This is a genomic window from Scandinavium sp. (assembly GCF_036271055.1).
In the GTDB taxonomy this organism is placed as follows: Bacteria; Pseudomonadota; Gammaproteobacteria; order Enterobacterales; family Enterobacteriaceae; genus Scandinavium.
In genome coordinates this window covers 176,078-203,049 of sequence record NZ_DATBBJ010000027.1, presented here as the reverse complement: position 1 = coordinate 203,049, position 26,972 = coordinate 176,078, and the positions used below count along the sequence as shown (strand labels likewise).

Sequence of the window (26,972 nt, the reverse complement as noted above, 5' to 3'; positions counted from 1 at the left end):
ACCGACGTCGTTTTACTCGTCCGATTCTGATGACGTACGATCCCGATGCTTAAACCACAGGCGCACCGCGATCACGGCGATCACCACGATAATTAGCCACGCCCAGTGTTTGATATGTTGATCCAAATGATGCAGCCACGGGCCGACAACTTCGCCCCCGAGATAGCCCAACGTCGTAAACAGTAAGGCCCACACGATCGCGCCAAAAATATTCAGCGGCAGGAAGATCTTCGGTGGCAGACGGCTGGCGCCAATCAACACCGGACCGATGACCCGAAAGCCATACATAAAACGACTGCCAATCACGAATAACCAGGGCCGCTCCTGAATCAGTCGCTGCGCTTTGCGGATTTTCTTTTGATGACGGGAAAAGCGTTTGAGCAGCCGACCGCCGAAATGGCGTCCGAGCAGGTAAAGCACCTGATCGCCAATCATGCCGCCGAGTGCCACTGAAACCACGACCAGCCAGAAACGCAGTAAACCCTGGTGGGCCGCCACACCGCCGAGCAACGTGACGGTTTCACCTTCTGCCAGAGCCCCAACAATCAGTGCCGCATAGCCGTAGTGACTAATCAGATTATTGATATCCATACAGGTTTTATTGTCTCCCTGGAACGCTAAGTCCTTTAAGCATACACCCCTGAATGACAATCACCAGGCAACGGGCGAGTCACCGCCGGGTACTTTTTTACGTTGTACAAAATATAATCGCCAGTCTGCATTATACTTACAGCGTGCAGTACGAAGCCGTGAAGAGGGGGCTTTATGAACCATGTCTGGGGACTTTTTTCCCATCCCGATCGTGAAATGCATGTTATTCAGAGCGAGAACGAAACGGTCTCGCATCACTATACTCATCATGTTCTGGCGATGGCGGCGGTGCCAGTCGTTTGCGCATTTATTGGCACCACGCAGATTGGCTGGAACTTTGGTGATGGCACGACGGTAAAACTGTCGCTGTTCACTGGCTTCGCGCTGGCGGTGCTGTTTTATGCGCTGATGTTGGGGGGCGTTGCGGTGATGGGGCGGGTTATCTGGTGGATGGCGCGGAACTATCCGCAAAGACCGTCGCTTAAACGTTGTATGGTGTTTGCCGGGTATGTCGCCACGCCGATATTTCTCAGCGGACTTGTCGCGCTCTATCCGTTGGTATGGCTGTGTGTGCTGGTGGGCGCTGTTGCGCTCTGCTACACCGGCTATCTGCTGTATATCGGTATTCCAACGTTCCTCGGCATCAACCGGGAAGAGGGGATGAGTTTTGCCAGTTCGACGCTGGCGATAGGCGTATTAGTGTTGGAAGTGCTGCTGGCGCTGACCGTGATCCTTTGGGGCTACGGCTATCGGTTATTCTGATTTAACTTATAGCTGGCGTTGATGATTTCATCGCCAGCTATGCAGCATTTATTCACGATTATCTTATGGCACAAGAAAGCTCTGGCGCGGTATGATGCTTCGGCTCGCGTTTGTTGACGTGCGAACAAATGCCCCGAACCCATAACTTGCGTAAATAATTACCAGACTCTCACGATGCTAAAATTCCGAATTTCCGTGCTCAGCCTCGCGCTGATGCTGGCTGTACCTTTTGCGCCTCAGGCGAGTGCTAAAACCGCTGTGGCTGCGAGTGCATCGCAACCCGATATCGCCTCTGGTAGTGCGATGATTGTCGATCTGAATACCAACAAAGTTATCTACGCCAGCGAACCCGATCTGGTGCGACCAATTGCGTCGATAACCAAACTGATGACCGCGATGGTGGTGTTGGACGCCCATCTGCCGTTGGATGAAGTGCTGAGCGTCGACATCAGCCAGACGCCAGAGATGAAAGGGATTTATTCGCGCGTACGCCTGAACAGCCATATCAGCCGCAAAAATATGCTGTTGCTGGCGCTGATGTCCTCTGAGAACCGTGCTGCGGCGAGCCTGGCGCATCATTATCCGGGTGGCTACGACGCATTTATTCGCGCCATGAATGCGAAAGCAAAATCGCTGGGCATGACCCACACTCGTTATGTCGAGCCGACCGGGCTGTCGATTCACAATGTGTCGACCGCGCGTGACCTCACCAAACTACTGATTGCCACCAAACAATACCCGCTGATTGGTCAGTTGAGCACCACCAAAGAAGACATGGCGACCTTCAGCAGCCCGAACTACACGCTGCCGTTCCGCAATACCAACCATCTGGTGTACCGCGAAAACTGGAATATCCAGCTGACGAAAACCGGCTTTACCAATGCGGCAGGCCATTGCCTGGTGATGCGCACAGTGATGAACAATCGTCCGGTAGCAATGGTCGTGATGGATGCATTCGGTAAATACACCCATTTTGCGGATGCCAGTCGTCTGCGTACCTGGGTTGAAACCGGTAAAGTGATGCCCGTACCGCCAGCGGCGCTGAGCTACAAGAAACAGAAAGAAGCGCAAATGGCGAACGCCATTGTGAATGCGGAGCCAGTAACCCAGGCAGATTGATAAGCGCGTTGCCCGGCGGCGCTGGCATGAGGTTTTGTAAGCCCGTGCAAGCGCAGCACCGCCGGGCAATGAGCCAGGAAATTACTCCGGCAGCGTCCAGTCACCGTCATTGAGTGGACGCTGTACAATCAACGTATCCCGCCAGTCTCCCAATTTATACCCCACGCTACGCAGTTGGCCCGCCACTTCAAAACCGTGTTTTTTATGCAGCCGCAGCGAACCGGCGTTATTGTTCCCGTCGCCAATCACCGCCAGCATTTGTCGCCAGGGCCCCTGTTCGCACTGCTCAATCAGACGCGCCAGCAACGAACTGCCTATGCCACGCCCGGCCATGCTGGCATCAACATAGATAGACTCTTCAATAGTGAAACGGTAGGCGGGGCGAGGGCGATACTGACTGGCGTAGCAATAGCCGACGATAATGCCTCGATACAGCGCCACCAGCCAGGGCAGACCCTGTTTACTGACGGCGCTCATTCGTTCGCGCATTTCATCAACCGAAGGGGGCGTTTCCTCAAAAGAGGCGCGACCGTTTAATACATGCCAGGCATACAGGGCGGCAATCGCATGCGCATCGTCAGGCTTTGCTTCGCGAATGTCCACTTCTGCGCCGTATAACACATCAACCGCTGACATGATGTTAACTCCCCAGTCTGCCGGGTCAGAGAAACGTTTCTCTGACCTTTTGGCTTACTGTAATCGGAGTTAAGCCGCAATACACTACTCCCTATTATTTTAGGGGGGCTGCTGTTTCAGTTACGTTATCGGCTTGTTCGGACGTGTGGCCTTCTCCCCAATATTTCTGCTTACTGGTTTTACCAATGCCGGGGTTCATGCTGTTGGTCGGGTCATTTTCACGATAAAACTGTTTTAAGGTGTCGGCCGCTTCATAAAGATGGCCTACGTTGTGTTCGGCAGGATATTGTGCGCCGCGCTCACGCAGCAGCGTCAGCATTTGTTCTTTCAATTCATGCGCATCCACGCCTTTCTTCACGATGTAATCCTGATGGAACACGTGACACATAAAGTGGCCGTAGTAGAGCTTGTGGGTGACCTGGCTGTCGATTTCCGGCGGCAGCTTTTCAAACCATTCGTTGTCGTTGCGACGCAATGCGATATCCAGCGCCAGAATGTCTTCCACTTCATCTGAATGAACGGCCTGATAGCGAATCGCCGCGCCTGCTGCGGCGAAACGATGTAGGAACGCTTTGCTGCCTTCTTCTGGCGTACAGGCAAAGAATGCGCCTTCCGCTGTTTTGAAGTATTCGCTCAGCCACGTTTGCGCTTCGTCGATACCGTCGCCTGCCATTTTCAGCATCAAATGATGCTCATACTGGTTACGGTAACTTTTCATGCGTTCTGGCAGATGCGCCGGGAAGACATGCCCCAGTTTCTGCATAAAGCGGTCGGTGAAGTGGGGTTTAAACAGCGGTACTTTCGTCAGCATCGCGTCGGTACGGCCCTTCATGGTGAAGAAGAACGGCATTTTGTCGGTGCCGAGCTTGTCGATCATCAGGAAGGTGTCTTTGCCGTACTGTTCCGCGATATCGTAAATGTCGCGGTGCATGTATTCCCCGGCAACCGGCAGATGGGCGAAATTCGCCAGCATATGACGACGAATTTCAGTCAGCACCGCTGGCTGATTGGTGCCGATATAAAACACCTGTTGGCGTTTTTCGGCTTCGAATGTGTCGAGACGAACGGCGAAAACCGCCAGTTTCCCGGCACAGCCGGAGGACTCAAACAGACGTTCCGGATCCGCGTTGTAGCGTGCCGGCGTGTCAGCATCGACATCACGCACACGGGTCACATAGTCGTGATCGTGCGCGTGGCGGGAATCGTGCTTCACATCGCTGTCTTTCAGGCGATCGTCATCCAGCTTGCTGAGGATCTGCTCGGGCGTTTCACCCAGATCGATGCCCAGATGGTTAACCAGCTGTAGTCTGCCGTCTTCGGTAATACGCGCAAACAGCGACATTTCAGTGTACGCCGGGCCACGCTGCACCAGCGACCCCCCGGAGTTATTACAGATCCCGCCGATCACCGATGCGCCAATACATGACGAACCGATCACCGAATGTGGCTCACGGCCAAAAGGTTTTAGCGCTTTTTCGAGGGAATAGAGCGTCGTGCCAGGATATGCCAGTACCTGCTGACCTTCGTCGAGCAGATGCAGTTTATCCAGACGCAAGGTACTGATAATCACAATCTGGCGGTCGTAATCGTTGCCGTTTGGCGTAGAGCCTTCGGTCAGGCCGGTGTTGGCGGCCTGCATCAGAATGATTTTGTCGGCCTGTACACAGGCGCTCAGCACGCGCCACAGTTCAAGCAGCGTGCCGGGGAAGACAACGGCAAGCGCATCGCCATTGCCTGAACGGAAGCCCTTGCGATAGCGGGCGGTTTTGGCCGGGTCGGTCAGCAGGTGTGAATGGCCCACCAGACGGGTCAATTCAGACAGAAAAGAGGTGTTATCAGTGGTTGTTGTGGAAGACATCTTCTCACTCCTTGTGATGCGGAAAGTGCGGTAAAGCGTTTTTTATAATGACTCAAGGATAGCGCTTTGTATGACAATTTCATGCAGGAAATCGGTGAAAATTGAGAGCAGCGCCATTTCATTGTGTTCGCGCGTACCGCATGCTTATGGCAAACTGCTGTTTTTTGGCAGGCTTTTGCCGAGATACCCGGTGTGAAGAGAGAGAATATAAGATGAAATGGCTTTGTTCTGTAGGCGTGGCCGTGAGCCTTGCGCTGCAACCTGCGCTTGCCGACGAGATGTTCGGCAACCATCCGCTGACGCAGCAGGCGCGCGATGCGTTTGTGACCGGTTTGCTGAAAAAAATGACCGTCGATGAGAAAATCGGTCAGTTGCGCCTGATAAGTGTTGGCCCGGATAATCCAAAAGAAGCCATTCGCGAGATGATTAAAGACGGTCAGGTTGGGGCGATTTTCAACACCGTGACGCGTGAAGATATCCGCGCCATGCAGGATCAGGTGATGCAGCTTAGCCGCCTGAAAATTCCTCTCTTCTTTGCCTACGATGTGGTGCATGGGCAGCGCACAGTATTCCCGATTAGCCTCGGCCTTGCCTCTTCATTCAACCTCGACGCGGTGCGTACCGTGGGGCGCATTTCTGCGTATGAAGCTGCCGATGACGGCCTGAATATGACCTGGGCACCGATGGTTGATGTGTCACGCGATCCACGTTGGGGTCGTGGCTCCGAAGGTTTCGGGGAAGACACTTACCTGACGTCGATGATGGGTAAAACCATGGTCGAAGCGATGCAGGGCAAAAGCCCGGCAGACCGCTATTCGGTAATGACCAGCGTTAAACACTACGCTGCGTACGGCGCGGTTGAAGGCGGGAAAGAGTACAACACCGTCGACATGAGCCCACAACGTCTGTTCAATGATTACATGCCGCCGTATAAAGCAGGTCTTGATGCCGGCAGCGGCGGGGTGATGGTCGCTCTGAATTCCCTGAATGGCACGCCCGCGACATCCGATGCATGGCTGCTCAAAGATGTCCTACGTAACCAATGGGGCTTCAAAGGGATCACGATTTCCGATCACGGTGCTATCAAAGAGTTGATCAAGCATGGCACAGCCTCCGATCCGGAAGATGCAGTGCGTGTGGCGCTGAAAGCCGGTATCGACATGAGCATGAGCGACGAGTATTACAGCAAATACCTGCCGGGTCTTATCAAGAGCGGCAAGGTGACGATGGCGGAACTCGACGACGCGACACGTCACGTTCTGAACGTCAAATATGATATGGGGCTGTTTAACGATCCGTATAGCCATCTCGGGCCGAAAGAGTCTGATCCGAAAGACACGAATGCCGAAAGCCGTTTGCATCGTCAGGATGCCCGTCAGGTGGCGCGCGAAAGTCTGGTTCTGCTGAAAAACCGCCTCGACACGCTGCCGCTGAAAAAGTCCGGCACTATCGCGGTGGTTGGCCCACTGGCTGATAGCAAACGTGACGTAATGGGCAGTTGGTCTGCTGCAGGCGTTGCCGACCAGTCGGTGCCGGTGCTCGACGGGATCAAAACGGCGGTGGGCGATAACGCCAAAGTGATTTACGCCAAAGGCGCAAACATCACTAACGACAAAGACATTGTTAGCTTCCTCAATCTGTATGAAGAAGCCGTAAAAGTGGATACCCGTTCTCCGCAGGCGATGATTGACGAAGCGGTTGCTGCCGCGAAGCAGTCTGACGTTGTTGTCGCAGTGGTGGGTGAAGCGCAGGGCATGGCGCACGAAGCCTCAAGCCGCACCGATATCAACATTCCGCAGAGCCAGAAAGACCTGATTGCCGCGCTGAAAGCGACCGGTAAACCGTTGGTGCTGGTGCTGATGAACGGCCGTCCGCTGACGCTGGTGCAGGAAGATCAACAAGCAGACGCGATGCTGGAAACCTGGTTTGCAGGTACAGAAGGCGGTAACGCGATTGCAGACGTGCTATTCGGCGATTATAACCCGTCGGGTAAACTGCCGATGTCCTTCCCGCGTTCTGTCGGCCAGATCCCAACCTATTACAGCCACCTGAACACAGGTCGTCCGTATAACGCCGACAAGCCGAACAAATACACGTCACGTTACTTTGACGAAGCCAACGGCCCGTTGTATCCGTTCGGTTATGGCCTGAGCTACACCACCTTTAGCGTTTCTGACGTGAAACTGTCTTCGCCAACGATGAAGGCAGATGGCAGTGTGACCGCCAGCGTCGATGTGACCAACACCGGCAAACGTGACGGTGCGACGGTAATGCAGATGTATGTGCAGGACGTGACCGCGTCGATGAGTCGTCCGGTGAAACAGCTGCGCGGCTTCAAGAAAGTGACGCTGAAAGCGGGTGAAACCCAAACCGTCAGCTTCCCAATTGACGTCAACGCGCTGAAGTTCTGGAATCAGCAGATGAAATACGCCGCAGAGCCTGGCAAATTCAACGTCTTTATCGGCGTCGATTCTGCCCGCGTGAAGCAGGGCGAGTTCGAACTGCAGTAATAAAAAAAAGCCCCTTCCACACTGGGAAGGGGCCAAACCCCACACCTCAACACTCCCTTTTTTTCTTATCCCTTTCCCTGCTTAGTTTCTCTATGGCGACACGCTGTAACTGCGCGCATTGCCTGAATCCGTGTTCACGTCATAAACCACTTTTTCCCCGGTGGTGAGCGGGGCGCTGAGCGGCACGTCCAGCCCGGCCTTCGGCGCAACCATCAGCCCGCCAACGGCTTTTTGCGCTCCGGGGTGAACGGTCAGGCTCATAAACCACGGTGTCGGGTTTTCAATCCGTAATTGATTGCCGTTAAGCGTGAAACGCAGCTGCTGTTCGTCACTTTCTTTTGGCGCTGCCAACCCGGTGGGGCGAATTAACACTTTCAAACGCAGGCGCAACGGCAAAATAACTTTGCGCGAGCTGCCGCTTGTGGCCTGGGTATTCGGCGGAATTTGGTAGACATTCAGCCAGAACAGACTCTCTTTGTCCGTCGGAAGCGTCTGGCGTGAGCTCAGCATCAGCCGCAACGAGCGCAGTTCTCCGGGCAGCATGCGAAAGACTGGCGGGATGACCACCACTGGCGTACTGCTGCTGTCCGGTGATGAGTCTGCATCTCCGTTATCGGTCCACGCCTGTATCAACATCGGCGTGTCGCCATCGTTGGATAAATTCAGCGACTGCACTGCATCGGACGAAGAAAAAATAAGCCGCGTGCGATCGATATTCACTGCCGCATTGGCTTGCCCTGCGCACAGCACCAGCGCAGCAAACGCACTACTGAAAACTGACCACCACTTGCAACTGCGCATTCACGGTTCCTGCTGTCACTGTTTGTCCACTGAGTGCCTCAAGCGAGGCGGTAAAATCGCCGCTATAGGTATTGACCGTATCGGAAGAGACCAACGATGTCAGATCCTGATACGCATACCAGCCGCGAGTGTTGCCGGTTCCGGTGCTTGAGCGGTCCGGCAGTAAATTCAACGCAGAGCCGGTACGGTTGTAGATGCGAATGCCGACGCCGGAGGCCACGCCGCTGGCACCATAGTTATTGTCCAGCAACCAGGTTAAGCCGCCGCCAGAAGTGACAAGGCCGAGCGTTTTAGCGGCAGAGACAGCCGTCGGCTGATTGACCAGAAAGCCGATTGCCACGTTGGCGGCGCTGCTAGTGGAAGCGCTGACGCTGGATTTCGCCCCCGCTTCACATTGCAGGCTCACGGTAAACGGTGCCTGGCTACTGCCGCCGGACTGCAAGCTGGCGCTGCTGACCGTCGGCAGCAATACCACCGCCGGGTAGTCCGTCACCATACATAATGCGCCACGCACATAGGTCACATTACCGTAGGTGCTCCACGCGCCAGGCCAGTTACCGTACCAGCCATAGTAATAGGAGAGGCTGTCCATCCCGGCGTTCAGCGAATTGGTATCCAGCCCTGGTCCTTTGAACGCGATATAGCCACGCGGTTGGGTGTAGGCGTCTTTGTACATATTCGCTGAGCTAACGTAGTAGCTGGTGGAGGTAATTTTGTACATTTCATACAGCACGTTGCTGAACGCACTGGCAGGAATGTAAATGTAGGTGTCATCCTGGAACCAGCTGTCGGCGGTGAGTTGGCGCTGCTTCCAGTAGCGACTGTAATACTCACCGGAACTGAGGTTAGTCATGCGTACCGCCACATTTTTCGCCACGTCGTAATACGCCCCGTCGACTTCGCTGGTGGTGTACTGCCCGGTATAGGCGTTGTCGCCGTTGGTGGCGTACATCTCATACAAGCTACCCGCATCGGCCAACTGACAGCGGTAGAGGATCTGATTGCTGGTGTAGGCTTGGTTGGTCGCACTGGTCAGGAAATTTCCCACGGCGCTGGCGATAAGCGTGCCGGAAGGCTGAAAATTGCTACCGCTGTTAATGCTGATGGTGGCGGGCAGGCCGATATTCCCGCTACAGGTATCGCACGCACCGGTCCAACTCGACGCGGTGTAGCCTGCGGCGATGGCGGCCGCAGACAGCGATGAGGTGGCGGTCACTTTGGTGCAGGTTGCCCATAGCGAAGCGCTGCACAGCAGGCTCGCGATAAACAGAAGCGATCGAGCGCTAAAACGCATTCCGCTACTCCTTCTCACAGATTTTATTCAAATGGATGATGTCGTCCGGGCTGTTGATGTTTAGCTGATAACGGACGTGGCAGGCCTGGTTGGCTGCATTTCCCCAACGCACTTTCAATGAGCCGGAGGCGGTGGCGATGCGGGCGTAAATTTGCCCGCCCTGACCAACCATCCCGATGACCGTGCCTTCCGCATCGAGCACGTCGGCACCCATTGGCGGCACGCTCCCGTCGGCAGCTTTAAGGTTAATTAGCACCGCTTTGCCCTTCAGGGTGGCGAAGTTGACGCGCGCAATGGCTCCCGCGTAAGGCACCACGCGCTGGCTGCCGCCGGTCAGTTCCGCTTCGTTGTTCATTGTGCGGCTGTCGAGGCTGACGTTATTGCTGCGGTAAGGGGAGAGCGACGGCATGATGGCGTAACCGAAGCCGTCGACGACCGCACCCTGACCGTTTTGCACTACCGCGCCCTGTGCGCCTTCCGCATGGATAAGTGCGAAGGTTTCGCTGGTATAAGGGCCAGCCGTCAGACCGCCCGAATGCAGCACCAGAGTGCCGGATGCACCCAGCCCGCTCTGACGATAGTTTTCGCCCTGGTCATAGCTCGCGCGCACTGCGCCTACCCGAGTATTTTCCTGCACGCTTGCGCCGAAGGTGCTCGAACTGCCGCTGGTGCCGTTGCGGTAGCGTTCATAGCCGCCGTAAGTTGACCACGAGAAATCGTTATTCTCTCCGGCGGAACCGCTCATTGAGAGCGTTGACGAGCGGCTTTGGCTCGACTGGTTATAGTTCATGGCGATCGACGAACGGCTGCTACCCCAATCGAACGGCACGGAGACCGTGAAGGAGAGCGTGGTCTCGCTGTATTTTTGTCGGCTACTGCTGTCCTGCGGATCGTCCACGCTGTTGTAAAAACGGCTGTTATCCCAGCTGGTTCGCTGTCGGGCGACGTTTACGCCGTAGCTGATGCGATTCCACTGGTTGCTATACCCCAGTTGCAATTGGGTAATGCGTGACTGGTTGCCGTAGTAATCCGCGCTGCTGGCGCTGAGATTTAAGGTGCCAAAGTCGCCCAGCGGCTGGCTGACGGTAGCCGACAGGCGGTTACGCTGCTGGAGTGTGTCGGAGTAATAATCAACGCCGGTTGCCTGTTCGCGGCGTACACCCAGCACGTCCTGCAACTCGCGGAAACCACGAGTGGAATAACGGTAAGCTGCCAGCACCAGGTTGGTGCCAGAGGTAAAGGTTTTGCTGTAGCTGAGTTCTGCGCGCCAGCCTTGTTGGCGTTCATCGTTTTGCACCCGGGCGTTAGACCAGGTGGCGTTCATGCCGAACGCACCGAAACCGGTGGCCCATACGCCGCCTGCCAGCCATGCCTGATAGTCTTCGGCAACACGTGAACCAAGGTTAACCGTGATGTTATTATTCACCCCGCGTTGCAGCGTGCCTTCGAAGAAATCGTTGTTCACGCTGTAATACTGGCGCACGCGGCCCAGCGCCAGCGAGTAATGCCAGTTGCCAGGACGAACGGAGTCCGGCACGGCAGAATAAGGCACGGTGAACGAGGATATTTTGCCGCTGGCCTCGATAACGTCGACAGTCAGATCACCCTGATTGCGGGTGTTATACAGATCGTCAATGACAAACGCGCCCGGTGGCACATGGGTTTCATAAATGACTTTGCCGAGCTGTTTGATGACCACATGCGCGCTGCTGGCCGCCACACCACGCACTTCCGGCGCGTAGCCGCGTTTCCCCTGTGGCCACATGCGTTCGTCGGTCGCGAGTTTCACCCCATTGAAGGACATACTGCCAAACAGGCTGGAATCGGTGTAGCTGTCGCCGAGGGTCATCACACTATTGAGTGACTCGACAGGGCGCTGAACCCAGGTACGAACGGCGTTATAGCGATATGCGCTGCCTGTCTGGCTACTGTCGACATAACGCAGATTACCCTGGTGGCGAATTTGCCATAAACCGAGGTTGGTGCCTGCATTAATGCCGCTCCACAGGTACTGATAGCGATAGTGGCTGTCGGTATTTTCCGTCAATGTGTAACTGGTGTTGTGGCGTAAAAAGAGTGCGAGTGCGCCACTGTCCCACTCTGAGGGCGAAATAAAGCCGCGAGGCTGGCGTGACAGGGCGGCCATTGGGATCGTTAGCTGCAAGCGCAGCGTCGAGGATTCAAACTGCCAGCTCGCACCGTTTGCCCATGCGTCCAGAGGACGACATGCATCATCCGCCACATTGTCAGCCATTGATTTCAGCTGAACGGCTTTCATCAGGGAAGCGGGCAGACAAGGTTCAGGCTCACCGCCCTTTACAGGCGAAGTGAAGGTGATTTTGACGCCCGTTTTGACCAACTCGTTATTGACCCAGATATCCACCAGATAGCTGCCAGCGGCAATATGCTGCTGATTGAATTGGCCCAGACTCTGCCCATAGGCGGATCCCTGAAACAGCGCCGGATCGAAGTAATACTCTTCTCCCCATGCAGCATGCGCCGTCATCAGGCCCATTAAAACCGTCAGGGCTTTGGGCGGAAAATTAAGGCCAGGTGACAGCATAATCTTCACTTACCCGTGCGCCCTGATCGTTAACCAGCGTGACTTTTACGCGGCCGTTGCCTTTTGGCGTGATGGCTTTGCTGCTGAACCAGAAACGCTGGCTGGAAAACGGGGCCACCATATCGGAGACCAGGCTGTGACTGAGGCCATTCACCTGTGCGTTCAGATTCCCAATTGAAGCAAACCACGGCGTCGGGTTGGTTATCTCCACGCCTGCACCTTTTTGGGCATCCGTGATGGCTTTTAGCTGGAGTTTTTGTGCCAAATTGCCAGGCGCACCGAGGCTTGCCGGGCGGTAAAACAGCTTGATACGCGTGCGTAACATCACCAGCATCTTGTTTTGCTTTTGCGCGCCGCCTACGTTGGCTGGCGGGACCTGAAGCGCGTTAAACCAGTACAAAGACTCCCGGTCTTCGGGCAGTGATTTGGTTTTGCTGTAGACGATGCGGACAACCTGACCTGTTTTCGGTTGAATGCGAAAAACCGGCGGGGTCGCGATAAACGGCACTGCACTGCTGTTTTGTGGGCTGGCGTTCACGTCGCCGTCATCGAACCAGGTCTGGACGACATAGGGAAAGCTGTCGCTATTTTTCAGCTGCACGTCGACGGAAGAAGCCGAAGAGGCGTAAATAATACGGCTGCCCATAATGGTCACGCTGGCCTGACTGGTCGCCACCGCAGCAAAAAACAGTGCCGCGCCGGGCAGGGCGCGAATTCCGTAGCGAAGAAGATCCTTCATCATCTCAACAACTCCGTGAGGCAGACTGTCTTCCGGGGCTGTGCCACCCCGGAAGATAAAAGAGAACTTACTGGTAAGAAACGGCGTATTGCAGCGTGGCTTCTACCGTACCGGCAGTGGATTTTCCGGCGGCGAAGTACTGCGCGGTGTAGGAGGCACTGGCTTCACTGGCGCCCGCGGCGACGTTCAGATCACCGTCACCGGTAAAGCCGTCGGTCAGGTTGATTTCCTTTCCGGTGGTATCAAGGAGCTGGACTTCGACGTTGGTCGCCGTGCCTGTGTTACCGAGGTTGCCGTTGGTGGTGACCTGATTGCCGACAAACACGGTAGAGATTTTTGTTTCGTTAGCGGAATCACCTGTGCAGCCAGTCAAACCAATATCGAAGGTGACCGGGCCAGCAGTATCGCCACTGGCGGCCAAATCGGTGCTGCTAACCGTTGGCAGAAGCACAACCGGCGTGGCCTGGTTGCCGTTGATGGCAACAGAGCAGGTTTCGTCGGTTACTTCACCCTGGAAGCTGATGGTGTTATCAGACAGAGCCATAGCGTTAGCCGAGACCAGCAGAGCGCCGGTAAGAATAGTGAGATAACTTTTTTTCAACATGATGCGTTTTCCTGTGTGTCCTGTTGAGACAATTAAGCGATGACTCATGGCTACCTTGCCCGGCTCTGGGGCGGTAATGCGCCGTTGAAGCCGTCCGGTATCATGTGAGAAAAATCCTAAGTTATTTGCATCAGGCTGTAATCATTAACTGTTAATGTGTGGTTATTAAGTTTTAAATGCTGAACAAGTCGGAATTAACGTGCATTGGTAGCTATAAATGCCGTTGTTTCATTCGAAGATGTGAACATGATGTTGACGTTAACCAGAGAAACCAGACAAACAACGTGGGCATGGCGCAAAGCGTCTGTGAGGAGATCAAAAATGGCGAGTCGGGTGTTGCTGAGGAAAGTGATCTAAAACAATTTCGGCAGTCGATGGATATAAAAAAGCCCGACGATGAGATCGGGCTAAAAGACGTTAAGCAATGCGTTCAATCACGAGGCGCTGGAATTAATCGGCTCATTCAGACTCCAGCAAATCTCTGCTTTGTTTTCGCGCAAATTTCCGCAGCGCATAAAGTAGAGGCGGGAAAGTTCCTGACTCCAGGTTTTATAGGAACGGCTTTTAATCACCAGAAGATACTGATCGCTGCGGCATTGTGGATCGAGAGACTGAGCATAGCGCAACAGCCCTTCTTTAAAACTTAATGCATCCGTTATGTGCAACAAACTTTCTGAAATGAGGACGCTACAGGTCCCGGCTTTACCGATAAACACTTCCTTACGATCCAGTGGACGATTGTTGTACCAAAACAGGGCAGAGGCCAACAGTGTGGTCACGGCAACGACCATCGTTATGCTGTTCATCAGCCGTTGAGGTCTACGCCATAAAGATGATGAAGCCTTATTGTCGGCCAGCACAGATTGTGGCGTTTCGGAGCGTGGTTCAGAGGGGGGAGCGAGTTCATTCTGTGCGGTAGAAGTACAAGATAACTCTGGAAATTGTTCGACTTCTATTTCTTCCTGGAACAGAAATCCCATTTTGGGTACGGTCGTAATGACTTCTTCTTCGAGACCTAAGTTACGTAGTATTCGTCGTAATTTACTAATGCAGTGATTGAGATTGTTATTGCTGGAAACCATACCAAAATCGTCCCAGACTTTTTTAAATATCACTTCCCGGTTGACCACTTCACCCTGATGATTCAGAAGGAGTAGTAATAATCTTTTAGTAGGATTTGATATCTGTACCGGGTCGTCCTGTTCATCATGAACAGCCAGCAATCCGGTATCAGAATCGAAGATAACTTGTTTATTAAAAAGGAATTTCATATCACGAGTCCGTCTGGTCAATACGCTATGCGAAACTGGGGTAATAAATATCCCGAAGTACGGATTACTCCTTTATTGTTAGAATCAGTTTTACCGCGGATAACGCTAATTCTAAGATGTTAAGATAATTCTTAACATCTTAATTTTAATACGTGCGAGTAGTTAGCGTTTTATATCATTAAATGTTTCGTTTGTAGCTTCTTTTACTTAACCATGCAAAAAGTTAATGTTTTTCTATGATCAAAAAGAAAACCATTAATAAATTGTCAGAAAAATAGATGCGTTATGCGCGAGTCAGCAAAGCTACGCTCAATGTCAGAAAATGACGTATTTTCATGATAGATTGTCTATTCGCGTCTACGCTTTCTCTAAGCGCCTGTAAACGAAGGCTTATAAGGAAAAGAGAATGAAAAATACAACGAAGTGGTTAGCGGGCGTTTCACTGCTGGCGGTGGTGAGTCTCCCACTGATGGCGGCGGAGCCGATAAAAGTAGGTTCGAAGATTGATACCGAAGGGGCTCTGCTCGGTAACATCATTTTGCAGGTACTGGACAGTCACGGCGTGAAAACCGTGAACAAAGTACAGTTGGGAACCACCCCGGTAGTGCGCGGTGCGATTACCTCTGGCGAACTGGATATCTACCCGGAATACACCGGTAACGGCGCATTCTTCTTTAAAGATGAAAACGATCCGGCGTGGAAGAATGCGGCGCAGGGCTACGAGAAAGTCAAAAAACTCGATGCCGAAAAGAACAATCTGGTTTGGTTGACGCCAGCCCCGGCGAATAACACCTGGACCATCGCGGTGCGTCAGGATTTAGCTCAGAAGAACAAACTCACTTCCTTAACGGATTTGGGTGCGTATCTGAAAAAAGGCGGCACTTTCAAACTGGCTGCCTCAGCGGAGTTTATCGAACGTGCGGATGCGCTACCTGCATTTGAAAAAGCCTACGATTTCAAACTCGAGCAAAGCCAACTGCTTTCTTTAGCGGGCGGTGATACTGCTGTGACTATCAAAGCCGCAGCGCAGCAAACCTCGGGCGTGAATGCGGCGATGGCTTATGGTACGGACGGCCCGGTGGCGGCTCTTGGTCTGCAAACGCTGACCGATCCGAAAGGCGTTCAACCGATTTATGCCCCGACGCCAGTTGTGCGTGAGGCGGTGCTGAAAGCCTATCCGCAAATTCCTGAATGGCTGAAGCCGGTGTTTGAAAAACTTGATGAAAAAACGCTGCAAAAACTGAATGCCAGTATTGCGGTAGAAGGGCTGGATGCGAAGAAAGTGGCCGCTGACTGGCTGAAACAACAGGGACTGGTGAAGTAAGTACGTGCGAATATCTTGTCATAATCGGGTTCTGCTGCTGTTGGTGCTGATTGCACTGGCAGCAGCATTTCTGCCGTTCGTAAACTATGCAGCCAATCGGCTGGTTTCCGGCGAAAGCCGCCAGCTGTGGCAAATCTGGACGTTTCCTCCTGCGTTGTTGTTGGCTGTGCCGCTGGTCTTTGTGGGGCTGAGTTTTCTCCCCGGGCGCGGCGCGTTGGCTGTGACGCTGATTCTGGCCCAAGTCCTGTTTATTCTCTTGCTCTGGAGCGGGGGAAGGGCTGCCACATTGTTAGCACAGGCGGGAAGCCCTCTGGCGCGTACCTCGCCTGGCAGTGGTCTGTGGCTGTGGCTGGGCGTCACGCTGCTCATCTGTAGTGATGTTATTAGTCGGCTTACGCCGCGTTCGCTGTGGCGCTGGGTGCTTAATGCACAAATCTGGATCCTGCCCGTGGCATTGCTGTGGTCCGGCGAACTGGATTCGCTGTCACTGATGAAGGAGTATTTTAACCGTCAGGACGTATTCGACAGTTCGCTACAACAGCATTTGATTTTGCTGTTCGGCACTCTCATCCCCGGCTTATTGATTGGCGTGCCGATCGGGTTGTGGTGCTGGCGCCATCAGGGACGGCAAACTCGGGTGTTTACCGTGCTCAATATTATTCAGACTATCCCCTCAGTTGCGCTTTTTGGTCTGCTGATTGCGCCGTTGGCGGGGCTGGTAAAACATTTCCCGTGGCTGTCCTCATGGGGAATTGGCGGGACGGGGATGACGCCTGCATTAATTGCGCTGGTGCTTTATGCGCTGTTACCGCTGGTGCGTGGCGTTGTGGCCGGGATGCAACAGGTTGCCGCCGATGTGCTGGAAAGTGCGTCGGCAATGGGCATGAGCCGTGCTCAGCGTTTCTGGAAAGTTCAGCTCCCGCTGGCTTTGCCGGTACTTTTGAGAAGCCTGCGAGTGGTAACGGTACAAACGGTCGGCATGGCGGTGGTGGCTGCACTTATCGGCGCGGGTGGATTTGGCGCACTCGTCTTTCAGGGATTGCTCAGCAGCGCACTCGATTTAGTGCTGCTTGGTGTGATCCCGGTTGTTGCGATGGCGGTGGTCGTCGATGCGCTTTTCAGCCTATGGATAGCCTTACTGGGAGGAGAAGCCCGTGATTGAATTTCAGCAGGTAAGCAAAATTTTTGACGGCAAAGCCGCAGTGAAGAACCTCGATCTGCACCTGAAAGAAGGGGCGTTCTCAGTGCTGATAGGCACGTCGGGGTCGGGGAAATCCACCACGTTGAAGATGATCAACCGTCTGGAAGAGCACGACAGCGGTACGATTCGTTTCGCCGGGGAAGATATTCGTCAACTGCCGGTGCTGGCGTTGCGTCGCCGGATGGGATACGCCATTCAGTCCATCGGGCTATTTCCTCACTGGACGGTAGCGCAGAACATCGCCACCGTGCCGCAACTGCAAAAATGGACCAAAGCGAAGATTAACGATCGCATCGATGAACTGATGGCGCTTCTGGGGCTGGAAGTCTCAATGCGTGACCGCTTACCGCATCAGCTTTCCGGCGGGCAACAGCAGCGTGTAGGTGTGGCTCGTGCGCTGGCGGCGAATCCGGAAGTGTTGTTGATGGATGAGCCGTTCGGTGCGCTCGATCCGGTGACGCGTGGCGCTTTGCAGCAGGAAATGCGGCGCATTCACCAACTGCTTGGGCGCACGATCGTGCTGGTGACGCACGATATCGACGAAGCGCTGCGTCTGGCCGATCATCTGGTGCTGATGGACAACGGCGAAGTGGTGCAACAAGGCACGCCGCTGTCGATGCTGACCGCGCCGGAAAATGATTTTGTGCGTGAATTCTTTGGCCGCAGCGAACTGGGTGTGCGTCTGCTGTCACTGCGTGGTGTGGGCGATTATGTGCGGCCTGAGGAAAATATCGCGGGCGAACCGCTGCATGCGTCGATGTCATTACGTGAAGCGCTGTCGCTTTTTGTTGCACGCCGCAGTGAAGTGCTGCCGGTCGTGAATGAAGACGGTACGCCGTGTGGAACGCTACATTTTGCGGATTTACTGCGCGGGGAGGACTCCCGTGAAAGCCGTGCGTGATCCACTCATCTGGCTGTTGCTGCTGTTCATCGCCCTGTTGACGCTGATGCCTTACAGCGGACCGTTGTTTAGCGCGCTGTTTCCTGAACAGTCCCGACCGCTGTATCAGCAACAGAGTTTCTGGTCGCTGACGCTGGCGCATTTTTGGCTGGTGGGTATCTCAAGCCTGATTGCGACCGTGATTGGCGTGGGGGCGGGGATTGCTGTCACGCGCCCGGCGGGCCGTGAATTCCGCTCGCTGGTAGAAACCATCGCCGCGATGGGGCAGACCTTCCCGCCTGTGGCTGTGTTGGCGATTGCCGTTCCGGTGATGGGCTTTGGCCGTGATCCAGCGCTTATAGCACTTATCCTGTACGGTGTGCTGCCGGTGCTGCAAGGCACGTTAGCAGGTCTGGCGTCTGTACCGCCGAGCGTGATGAGCGTGGCGCAGGGCATGGGAATGAATGGCTGGCAGCGTTTACGGAAAGTGGAATTACCGCTGGCAGCGCCTGTGATGATTGCCGGGATTCGGACGTCGGTTATCGTGAACATTGGCACCGCGACCATCGCATCAACGGTCGGGGCGAACACCCTGGGCACGCCGATTATCATCGGCCTGAGCGGGTTTAATACGGCGTACGTGATTCAGGGGGCAGTGCTGGTGGCGCTGGCGGCTATATTGGTTGACCGGGCGTTTGAGCGTCTGGCGCGTTGGTTCAGCCGACACCACCGCGGACGATAAAGGAGTAGCCCGCGAGCATCACGCCGCCAATACCCCCGACAGCCATCAGAACGAAAAGGGTGATCATAGCCAGTTTGGCAGGTTTCATCATGTGCTCCTTATGTTAATCCGCAGATTATATGATGAAGCACGCTTGTTAATGAACCCTTAATTTCCCAGCCGCAGCACGTTTAGCCCCTGTTCGCGCCATTGTTGCAGTTGCTCTTGTTGCCCCACAGTGGACGTGTCGCCACACCACACCAGTAAGGTTTGACCGTCAAAAAGTTCCGGGCGAAGGTGATGCAACGAATGCGCGAGCACGTCCACACGCCATCCTTGTTCACAGGCAACCCAACCTTCAAGCCACAACCGGGTGGTATCGGTAATGTCCCAGCCAATAACCAGCGCATCACGGCCCTGGCGTTTACGCGCCGAGGCCATGCAGACAGAAATGTAATTGATGAGCACCCCGTCGAGTACGCTCAGCAACGCCTGAAGCGTGGGTTGAGAACTTTGTAGCCGGAGTCGAAGTGGAATAAAAAGATGGGAGACCAGCGTCTGCGCGGGATAATCTCGCCCACGTTCTTTGATCCACAGTCGTAGCCGATTCAGATTCCCGCCTTGCAGAAAACGGAGCAGCGTTTCCTGATGTTCCCGCCAGCCGCTTTGTTGCTCGGCGGTGGCTTCAATGAGCAGCGTTTTGACTTTGCTGACCTGTACGCCGGTCTCTATCCAGCGCTTGATTTCGCGAATGCGGTCGATGTCATCATCATTAAAGAGCCGATGCCCGCCGTCGGTCCGCTGGGGCTTGAGCAGTCCGTAACGCCGCTGCCAGGCACGCAGGGTCACCGGATTCATATCACAAAGCAGAGCCACTTCACCAATTGTGTAAAGCGCCATGTATCACCTCAGCTCGCGCATCCCCATCATAACTGTAGACGGTGATCGTCGAACCAGGAAAATCTGATCGTTTTTTGTTCTGACAAGTTCTGAAAAGCCAGTGAAAAGTGTGACGGCGAGCAGGGATTTTTGTGTTTTGCCCGAGGCATCAAGGAAAGTCCTGGTCGCAACGTGTATGTTACGCGCAGTTCATGTTGAGGTGGTTTACGGGTATGTACGAATTTAATCTGGTGTTGCTGCTGCTTCAGCAGATGTGTGTGTTTCTGGTTATTGCGTGGTTGATGAGCAAAACGCGTTTGTTCATTCCCTTAATGCAGGTCACCGTTCGTCTGCCCCATAAGTTGCTGTGCTACGTTACCTTCTCCATCTTTTGCATTATGGGCACCTATTTTGGTCTGCATATCGAAGATTCTATCGCCAACACCCGCGCGATAGGCGCAGTCATGGGCGGCCTGCTTGGCGGCCCGGTGGTGGGTGGGCTGGTCGGATTGACTGGCGGCTTGCACCGTTACTCGATGGGCGGCATGACCGCGCTCAGTTGCATGGTGTCGACTATTGTCGAAGGTTTGTTGGGTGGCCTGGTGCACAGCGTACTGGTGCGTCGCGGGCGTAGCGATAAAGTCTTTAACCCGTTTACGGCGGGGGCCATTACCTGCGTCGCCGAAGTCGTGCAAATGCTGATCATCTTGTTGATCGCCCGCCCGTTCAGCGATGCCCTGCATCTGGTGCAAAGTATCGCTGCGCCAATGATGGTCACTAACACCGTCGGCGCGGCGCTGTTTATGCGCATTTTGCTCGATAAGCGAGCCATGTTTGAGAAGTACACCTCGGCGTTTTCCGCGACCGCACTGAAAGTCGCCGCCTCGACGGAAGGCATTTTGCGCCAGGGCTTCAACGAAGAAAACAGTATGCGCGTGGCACAGGTGCTTATTCAGGAGCTGGATATTGGCGCGGTGGCTATCACTGATCGCGACAAACTTTTGGCGTTCACCGGCATTGGCGACGATCACCATTTGCCCGGCAAACCCATCTCCTCAAGCTATACCCTGAAAGCCATTAACAGTGGCGAAGTGGTGTATGCAGACGGCAATGAAGTGCCGTACCGCTGTTCGATTCACCCTAACTGTAAGCTCGGTTCGACGCTGGTTATCCCGCTGCGTGGTGAAAATCAGCGCGTGATTGGCACCATTAAACTCTATGAAGCCAAAAATCGCCTGTTCAGTTCCATTAACCGAACGATGGGTGAAGGCATCGCCCAACTGCTTTCGGCCCAAATTCTCGCCGGGCAGTATGAACGGCAGAAAGCGCTCCTGACCCAATCAGAAATTAAGCTGTTGCACGCCCAGGTGAATCCGCATTTTCTGTTCAATGCCCTGAATACGCTCAAAGCGGTGATCCGCCGTGACAGCGAGCAAGCCGGACAACTGGTGCAATATCTGTCGACATTTTTCCGTAAAAACCTCAAACGTCCGTCGGAGATTGTTACCCTTGCCGATGAAATCGAACATGTGAATGCCTATCTGCAAATTGAAAAGGCGCGTTTTCAGACGAAATTGCAGGTACAGCTCAATGTGCCTTCCGCACTGGCGCACCATCAGCTACCCGCTTTTACACTCCAGCCGATCGTTGAAAATGCGATTAAGCACGGCACTTCTCAACACCTCGGCGTTGGCGAAATTACGATTCAGGCGAGTCTGCACAAGCGCTGGCTACAGCTCGATATCGAAGATAACGCCGGGTTGTATCAGCCCAATCCGTCTTCCAGTGGACTGGGGATGAATCTGGTGGATAAAAGGCTGCGCGCGCGCTTCGGTGAGGAGTGCGGGATCACCGTAACCTGCGAGGCGGAAAAATTTACCCGTATAACCCTGCGACTGCCGGTGGAGGAAAATGCATGCTGAAGGTGCTGATTGTCGATGATGAGCCGTTGGCGCGGGAAAATCTGCGGATCCTGCTGGAGAAGCAGGCCGATATCGATATCGTGGGTGAGTGCGATAACGCGGTAGAAGGCATCGGCGCGGTGCATCGTCTGCGCCCTGATGTTGTGTTTCTCGATATTCAAATGCCGCGCATCAGCGGGCTGGAAATGGTAGGAATGCTCGATCCTGAGCATCGTCCGTGGGTGGTGTTTCTCACCGCATTTGATGAGTATGCGGTGAAGGCGTTCGAAGAACACGCGTTCGACTATCTGCTTAAACCGATCGAAGAAAACCGTCTGGAGAAAACCCTCGGGCGGCTGCGCCAGGAGCTTAGCCGCCATCAGCAGGATTTGTCGGTATTGGGTGAAAGTCAGCAGCCGCTGAAATTTATTCCCTGCACCGGGCACAGCCGGATTTGGCTGTTGCAGATGGACGACGTGGCATTTGTCAGCAGCCGAATGAGCGGGGTGTATGTTACCGACGGTGAAGGCAAAGAGGGCTTTACCGAATTGACGCTGCGCACGCTGGAAAGCCGCACGCCGCTGCTGCGTTGCCATCGTCAGCACCTGGTAAACATGTTGCATTTGAAAGAAATTCGGCTTGAGGAGAACGGTCAGGCGGAGCTGTTGCTGCGTGCCGGGCAAACCGTACCGGTGAGCCGTCGCTATCTTAAGAGCCTGAAAGAGGCGTTAGGGCTGTAAAAAGTGATACACTTCGCCTTTGTCCCACTACAAGTTTAAGACGCTATGATCAGTAACGATATCATCCGTAGCCTGCGCTACATCCTGAAAACCAATAATGCCGGACTGGTGCGCCTGTGGGCACTGGCCGAAGCCGTTGCCACGCCTGAGCTTATCGATGGCTGGGTGCGTAAAGAAGATGACGCCGGTTTTCAGCGCTGCCCGGACATTATGCTGTCGCTGTTGCTCAACGGACTTATCTATGACAAACGTGGGAAAGATGAATCCGCTCCGGCGCTGGTTATTGAACGTCGAATGACCAATAACATGGTGCTGAAAAAACTGCGTATCGCGTTTTCCCTCAAGACCGACGATATTCTGGCAATTCTGACCGAACAGCAGTTCCGCGTGTCGATGCCGGAAATCACCGCCATGATGCGTGCACCAGACCATAAAAATTACCGCGAATGCGGCGATCAATTCTTACGCTATTTCCTGCGGGGATTAACGGTTCGCTTTAACGGCAAACCAGAAGCGAAAGCATAAAAGAAGGCCGGGACATCTCCCGGCCTTCTTCATTATTTCACCTGCTGACCAGGCTGCGCACCGCTGTCCGGGCTTAAGAGGAAAATATCTTTCCCGCCAGGACCTGCAGCCATCACCATGCCTTCCGAAATGCCGAAGCGCATTTTACGTGGCGCCAGGTTTGCGACCATGACCGTCAGACGACCAATCAGTGCCTGCGGGTCCGGGTAGGCTGAACGGATGCCGGAGAAGACATTACGTTTCTCGCCACCGATATCCAGCGTCAGACGCAGCAGTTTGTCGGAACCGTCGACAAATTCCGCGTTTTCAATCAGCGCAATGCGCATGTCGACTTTCGCGAAATCGTCAAAGGTGATGGTTTCCTGAATCGGATCATCTGCCAGCGGGCCCGTTACCGGTGCATTCAAGGCTTTCACTTCTTCTTTTGACGCTTCAACCAGCGCTTCGACCTGTTTCATGTCGATGCGGTTATACAGCGCCTTGAAGGTGTTGACCTTATGGCTGAGCAGTGGCTGTGCGATGCTGTCCCAGCTTAGTTCAGTGTTCAGGAACGCTTCGGTGCGCTCTGACAGCGATGGCAGAACCGGTTTCAGATAGGTCATCAGTACGCGGAACAGGTTGATACCCATCGAGCAGATAGATTGCAGATCCGCGTCGCGGCCTTCCTGTTTTGCCACAACCCACGGTGCTTGTTCGTCAACGTAGCGGTTGGCGAGGTCAGCCAGTGCCATGATTTCACGCACCGCTTTACCGAATTCACGCGCTTCCCACGCCTCGCCGATGGTCTGTGCCGCGTCGATGAAGGTTTTGTACAGCGCCGGGTCAGCCAGTTCAGCCGCCAGTACACCATCGAAACGCTTAGCGATAAAACCGGCGTTACGTGACGCAAGATTGACCACTTTGTTGACGATGTCTGCGTTCACGCGCTGCACGAAATCTTCGAGATTCAGATCGATGTCGTCGATTCGGGAAGAGAGCTTGGCGGTGTAGTAATAGCGCAGGCTGTCAGCGTCAAAATGATTTAACCAGGTGCTGGCTTTAATGAAGGTGCCGCGAGATTTGGACATCTTCGCGCCGTTCACCGTTACGTAACCGTGCACAAACAGGTTCGTTGGTTTACGGAAGTTGCTGCCTTCGAGCATCGCCGGCCAGAAAAGGCTGTGGAAGTAAACAATGTCTTTGCCGATGAAGTGATACAGCTCGGCGGTAGAATCTTTTTTCCAGTATTCGTCGAAACTGGTGGTGTCGCCGCGTTTGTCGCACAGGTTCTTGAAGGAGCCCATGTAGCCAATTGGCGCGTCCAGCCAGACGTAGAAATATTTACCCGGCGCACCTGGAATTTCGAACCCGAAATACGGCGCATCGCGGGAGATATCCCACTGTTGCAGGCCGTGCTCGAACCACTCCTGCATTTTGTTTGCGACTTGCTCCTGTAAAGCACCACTGCGGGTCCATGCTTGCAGCATTTCGCTGAAAGAAGGCAGGTCGAAAAAGAAGTGTTCAGATTCGCGCATCACTGGTGTTGCACCCGAGACCACGGATTTCGGTTCGATAAGCTCGGTCGGGCTGTAAGTCGCGCCACATACTTCGCAGTTATCGCCGTATTGATCCGGGGATTTACATTTCGGGCAGGTGCCTTTCACGAAACGGTCCGGCAGGAACATGCCTTTTTCCGGATCGTAAAGCTGAGAGATAGTGCGGTTTTTGATGAAACCGTTCTCTTTCAGGCGACCGTAGATAAGCTCAGACAGCTCACGGTTCTCGTCGCTGTGCGTCGAGTGGTAGTTGTCGTAGCTGATGTTGAAGCCAGCGAAATCGGTCTGATGTTCCTGACTCATTTCGGCAATCATCTGCTCCGGGGAGATACCGAGCTGCTGAGCTTTCAGCATGATCGGCGTGCCGTGGGCGTCATCGGCGCAGATGAAATTGACCTGGTGGCCGCGCATTCGCTGGTAACGGACCCAGACATCAGCCTGGATATGCTCCAGCATATGACCGAGGTGGATGGAGCCGTTGGCGTACGGCAGTGCGCACGTTACCAGAATTTTTTTCGCGACTTGAGTCATAGTGAACATTACTTCCTGCTTTTGAAGGGGGTGTCGATATTACCAAAACGGTAATTATTCCGCTATGCGAGCGGGGTATTAATCCATATTTGAATAATTGTTACCGTCGCACGGCACTCGCAGTTACAATTACTACTTCCAGAACAACGAAAAAGGAGTCGGGATGAGTTCAGAATCCCAGGCCAAATCCCCGGAGCGTCTGCGTGCAATGGTCGCAGGTACGCTGGCCAATTTTCAGCACCCAACCCTGAAGCACAATCTTACCGCCCTGAAAGCGTTACACCACGTGGCATGGCTCGACGACACCGTTCATGTTGAAATCCAGATGCCTTTTGCCTGGCACAGCGCGTTCGAAGAGCTCAAAGAGCAGTGTAGTGCCGAGCTGCTGCGCATTACGGGGGCGAAAGCGGTCGACTGGAAACTTTCACACGCCATTGCCACGCTCAAGCGCGTTAAAAACCAGGCGGGTATTAACGGCGTGAAAAACATTATTGCCGTGAGTTCAGGCAAAGGCGGCGTCGGTAAATCTTCTACCGCGGTGAACCTGGCGCTTGCGCTGGCGGCAGAAGGTGCAAAAGTCGGGATCCTGGATGCCGATATTTACGGTCCTTCCGTGCCGATGATGCTTGGGTCAGAAGGTGAACGCCCAACGTCACCTGATGGTACTCACATGGCGCCAATCATGAAATATAACCTGGCGACCAACTCGATTGGCTATCTGGTCACCGATGACAATGCGATGGTTTGGCGTGGTCCAATGGCCAGTAAAGCGCTGATGCAGATGCTGCAAGAAACGCTGTGGCCAGATCTCGATTATCTGGTGCTGGATATGCCGCCAGGAACCGGTGATATTCAGCTGACGCTTGCGCAAAACATTCCTGTGACAGGTGCGCTAGTCGTGACGACACCGCAGGACGTGGCGCTGATTGATGCTAAAAAAGGCATCGTCATGTTCGAAAAAGTCGAGGTGCCGGTGCTCGGCATTGTCGAAAACATGAGCATGCATGTCTGCAGCAACTGCGGTCACCATGAACCGATTTTTGGTACGGGTGGCGCAGAGCGCTTGGCGCAGCAGTATCATACCCAGCTGTTAGGGCAAATGCCTCTGCATATCAGCCTGCGAGAAGATCTCGATCGCGGTACGCCAACGGTCGTGGCTCGCCCGGAAAGCGAGTTCACTACACTTTATCGCCAGCTTGCGGGCCGCGTTGCCGCGCAGCTCTACTGGCAGGGTGAAGTTATCCCGAGCGAGATATCTTTCCGCGCGGTGTAATGCCCGATTCGCATAATTGAAAAGCCACCTCTGGTGGCTTTGAGGTCGATGACAAACCTAATCCCAATGCAGGTCTATCATCAGGCACTCACATAAAAACCAGGAAAATCAATTCATTGATTTTCGGCTGATAACCACAAAGAAGGAAAAACCACGTTTTTTCCTTCTTTGTCAGCAATCTGAAAGCCACCTCTGGTGGCTTTTTTCATACCTGATTTTAGGTAATAGGCTGTAAACCCAAAGGCGTGCTTAACCAACGCGGTGCCAGCATGGTGTCTGCCATAAAGCAGGTTAACTCATAGAGCAAACCCTGCAGGGTCTCTTCAACGCTGAGGCTTAGCGGGTTGCCGGACAGCAAATGGCTTAGCGCCAGGCAATATTCACATAACAGATCGGTTTCCGTGTCCATTGCTGGACGAGTGCGGGGCAGAGTGCTAACGGTGAATTGCGCAATCTGATTTTCAGGAATGGGGTCCATAAGGGTGGGCTGAAGCCGTGTCAGGCATTCATGCAGACGCTTGTAGAGAGCGTACTGGGTGCTCATGTGTTCGGATTCAAGCGCACTGGCCGCTAGCTCCTCGCAGTGGGTTGCGGCGACGGTGAAGTCGCTTTCCGGTGATACCTCGACGTACATCAAAGGGTGAGTCCATACAGCTGTCGCTTCCATAATGTTGATCTCCAGGGGACTACAGTAACTGGTTATATATACAGTTA

General features: G+C 54.0%; 24 protein-coding genes. 11 read left to right on the top strand and 13 right to left on the bottom strand.

All coding sequences use genetic code 11. The features are described from left to right. Nucleotides 1-12: 12 nt before the first annotated feature. A complete protein-coding gene (locus VH187_RS03900) occupies nt 13-591 on the bottom strand; it encodes a DedA family protein (protein ID WP_329700161.1) in 579 nt (192 codons plus the stop codon). A 174-nt stretch (nt 592-765) separates the two neighbouring features. On the opposite strand from VH187_RS03900, the gene VH187_RS03895 reads away from it, so the two are divergent. Continuing rightward, a complete protein-coding gene (locus VH187_RS03895; protein WP_329700160.1) occupies nt 766-1,353 on the top strand; it encodes a Yip1 family protein in 588 nt (195 codons plus the stop codon). A 174-nt stretch (nt 1,354-1,527) separates the two neighbouring features. Next, complete coding sequence (pbpG, locus tag VH187_RS03890; RefSeq protein WP_329700159.1) at nt 1,528-2,472, top strand: D-alanyl-D-alanine endopeptidase; 945 nt, start codon at nt 1,528-1,530, stop codon at nt 2,470-2,472. A gap of 81 nt (nt 2,473-2,553) precedes the next feature. Here the strand turns inward: pbpG and VH187_RS03885 are convergent, their stop codons facing one another. Then, nucleotides 2,554-3,108 carry a GNAT family N-acetyltransferase gene (locus tag VH187_RS03885; RefSeq protein ID WP_329700158.1) on the bottom strand — a complete coding sequence of 185 codons (555 nt, stop codon included), beginning with the start codon at nt 3,106-3,108 and terminating at the stop codon, nt 2,554-2,556. Nucleotides 3,109-3,202: 94 nt separating this feature from the next. Continuing rightward, nucleotides 3,203-4,966, bottom strand: a complete 1,764-nt coding sequence (dld, locus tag VH187_RS03880) for a D-lactate dehydrogenase (protein ID WP_329700157.1) — start codon at nt 4,964-4,966, stop codon at nt 3,203-3,205. 212 nt (nt 4,967-5,178) lie between these two features. Between dld and bglX the strand changes: the two genes are divergently transcribed. Next, on the top strand, nt 5,179-7,476 hold the full coding sequence (gene bglX, locus VH187_RS03875) for a beta-glucosidase BglX (RefSeq protein ID WP_329700156.1): 2,298 nt from the start codon (nt 5,179-5,181) through the stop codon (nt 7,474-7,476). A gap of 90 nt (nt 7,477-7,566) precedes the next feature. Here bglX and VH187_RS03870 read toward each other — a convergent pair whose 3' ends face one another. From VH187_RS03870 to VH187_RS03845, 6 genes are all read right to left on the bottom strand, one after another. Then, nucleotides 7,567-8,277 carry a fimbrial assembly chaperone gene (locus tag VH187_RS03870; protein WP_329700155.1) on the bottom strand — a complete coding sequence of 237 codons (711 nt, stop codon included), beginning with the start codon at nt 8,275-8,277 and terminating at the stop codon, nt 7,567-7,569. Next, entirely contained in the window at nt 8,243-9,571 is a 1,329-nt protein-coding gene (gene stbD, locus VH187_RS03865) for a fimbrial usher protein StbD (RefSeq protein WP_329700154.1), read from the bottom strand. The genes VH187_RS03870 and stbD overlap by 35 nt, the downstream gene beginning before the upstream one ends. 4 nt (nt 9,572-9,575) lie before the next feature. After that, nucleotides 9,576-12,131: a fimbrial outer membrane usher protein gene (locus tag VH187_RS03860; protein WP_329700239.1), complete on the bottom strand. Its 2,556-nt coding sequence runs from the start codon at nt 12,129-12,131 to the stop codon at nt 9,576-9,578. Next, nucleotides 12,115-12,876 (bottom strand): fimbria/pilus periplasmic chaperone, encoded by a 762-nt coding sequence (locus tag VH187_RS03855; RefSeq protein WP_329700153.1) that lies wholly within the window; start codon nt 12,874-12,876, stop codon nt 12,115-12,117. Before VH187_RS03855 ends, VH187_RS03860 begins: the two co-directional genes overlap by 17 nt. Before the next feature lie 64 nt (nt 12,877-12,940). Continuing rightward, nucleotides 12,941-13,477, bottom strand: a complete 537-nt coding sequence (locus tag VH187_RS03850) for a fimbrial protein (RefSeq protein ID WP_329700152.1) — start codon at nt 13,475-13,477, stop codon at nt 12,941-12,943. A 434-nt stretch (nt 13,478-13,911) separates the two neighbouring features. Next, nucleotides 13,912-14,748 (bottom strand): winged helix-turn-helix domain-containing protein, encoded by an 837-nt coding sequence (locus VH187_RS03845; RefSeq protein ID WP_329700151.1) that lies wholly within the window; start codon nt 14,746-14,748, stop codon nt 13,912-13,914. Nucleotides 14,749-15,154: 406 nt separating this feature from the next. Here VH187_RS03845 and osmF point away from each other — a divergent pair, with 406 nt between their 5' ends. From osmF to VH187_RS03825, 4 genes are read left to right on the top strand one after another with little or no spacing between them, the layout of a single operon-like run. Beyond that, nucleotides 15,155-16,072 (top strand): glycine betaine ABC transporter substrate-binding protein OsmF, encoded by a 918-nt coding sequence (gene osmF / locus VH187_RS03840; protein WP_329700150.1) that lies wholly within the window; start codon nt 15,155-15,157, stop codon nt 16,070-16,072. A gap of 4 nt (nt 16,073-16,076) precedes the next feature. After that, a complete protein-coding gene (locus VH187_RS03835) occupies nt 16,077-17,234 on the top strand; it encodes an ABC transporter permease (protein ID WP_329700149.1) in 1,158 nt (385 codons plus the stop codon). Continuing rightward, the gene (locus VH187_RS03830; protein WP_329700148.1) at nt 17,227-18,174 is read left to right on the top strand and encodes an ABC transporter ATP-binding protein; all 948 of its coding nucleotides are present in this window, start codon (nt 17,227-17,229) and stop codon (nt 18,172-18,174) included. The genes VH187_RS03835 and VH187_RS03830 overlap by 8 nt, the downstream gene beginning before the upstream one ends. Beyond that, nucleotides 18,158-18,895, top strand: a complete 738-nt coding sequence (locus VH187_RS03825; RefSeq protein WP_329700147.1) for an ABC transporter permease — start codon at nt 18,158-18,160, stop codon at nt 18,893-18,895. The genes VH187_RS03830 and VH187_RS03825 overlap by 17 nt, the downstream gene beginning before the upstream one ends. On the opposite strand, the gene VH187_RS03820 is transcribed toward VH187_RS03825, so the two are convergent. Continuing rightward, nucleotides 18,870-18,983 carry a protein YohO gene (locus VH187_RS03820; protein ID WP_159753519.1) on the bottom strand — a complete coding sequence of 38 codons (114 nt, stop codon included), beginning with the start codon at nt 18,981-18,983 and terminating at the stop codon, nt 18,870-18,872. The two genes, VH187_RS03825 and VH187_RS03820, sit on opposite strands and share 26 nt — an antisense overlap. Before the next feature lie 59 nt (nt 18,984-19,042). Next, complete coding sequence (gene mlrA, locus VH187_RS03815) at nt 19,043-19,774, bottom strand: HTH-type transcriptional regulator MlrA (protein WP_329700146.1); 732 nt, start codon at nt 19,772-19,774, stop codon at nt 19,043-19,045. Between the two features lie 212 nt (nt 19,775-19,986). Here mlrA and VH187_RS03810 point away from each other — a divergent pair, with 212 nt between their 5' ends. The 3 genes from VH187_RS03810 to VH187_RS03800 are packed head-to-tail and all read left to right on the top strand — an operon-like array spanning nt 19,987 to nt 22,919. Further along, complete coding sequence (locus VH187_RS03810) at nt 19,987-21,675, top strand: sensor histidine kinase (RefSeq protein ID WP_329700145.1); 1,689 nt, start codon at nt 19,987-19,989, stop codon at nt 21,673-21,675. Beyond that, entirely contained in the window at nt 21,669-22,394 is a 726-nt protein-coding gene (gene btsR / locus VH187_RS03805; RefSeq protein WP_329700144.1) for a two-component system response regulator BtsR, read from the top strand. The genes VH187_RS03810 and btsR overlap by 7 nt, the downstream gene beginning before the upstream one ends. 45 nt (nt 22,395-22,439) lie before the next feature. After that, nucleotides 22,440-22,919: a YehS family protein gene (locus tag VH187_RS03800; RefSeq protein WP_329700143.1), complete on the top strand. Its 480-nt coding sequence runs from the start codon at nt 22,440-22,442 to the stop codon at nt 22,917-22,919. A 32-nt stretch (nt 22,920-22,951) separates the two neighbouring features. Here VH187_RS03800 and metG read toward each other — a convergent pair whose 3' ends face one another. Beyond that, nucleotides 22,952-24,985 (bottom strand): methionine--tRNA ligase, encoded by a 2,034-nt coding sequence (gene metG, locus VH187_RS03795; protein WP_329700238.1) that lies wholly within the window; start codon nt 24,983-24,985, stop codon nt 22,952-22,954. 163 nt (nt 24,986-25,148) lie between these two features. Between metG and apbC the strand changes: the two genes are divergently transcribed. Further along, nucleotides 25,149-26,258 (top strand): iron-sulfur cluster carrier protein ApbC, encoded by a 1,110-nt coding sequence (apbC, locus tag VH187_RS03790; RefSeq protein WP_329700142.1) that lies wholly within the window; start codon nt 25,149-25,151, stop codon nt 26,256-26,258. Between the two features lie 217 nt (nt 26,259-26,475). Here apbC and VH187_RS03785 read toward each other — a convergent pair whose 3' ends face one another. Continuing rightward, nucleotides 26,476-26,925, bottom strand: coding sequence for a hypothetical protein (locus VH187_RS03785; RefSeq protein WP_329700141.1), 450 nt, complete (start codon nt 26,923-26,925; stop codon nt 26,476-26,478). Nucleotides 26,926-26,972 lie beyond the last annotated feature (47 nt).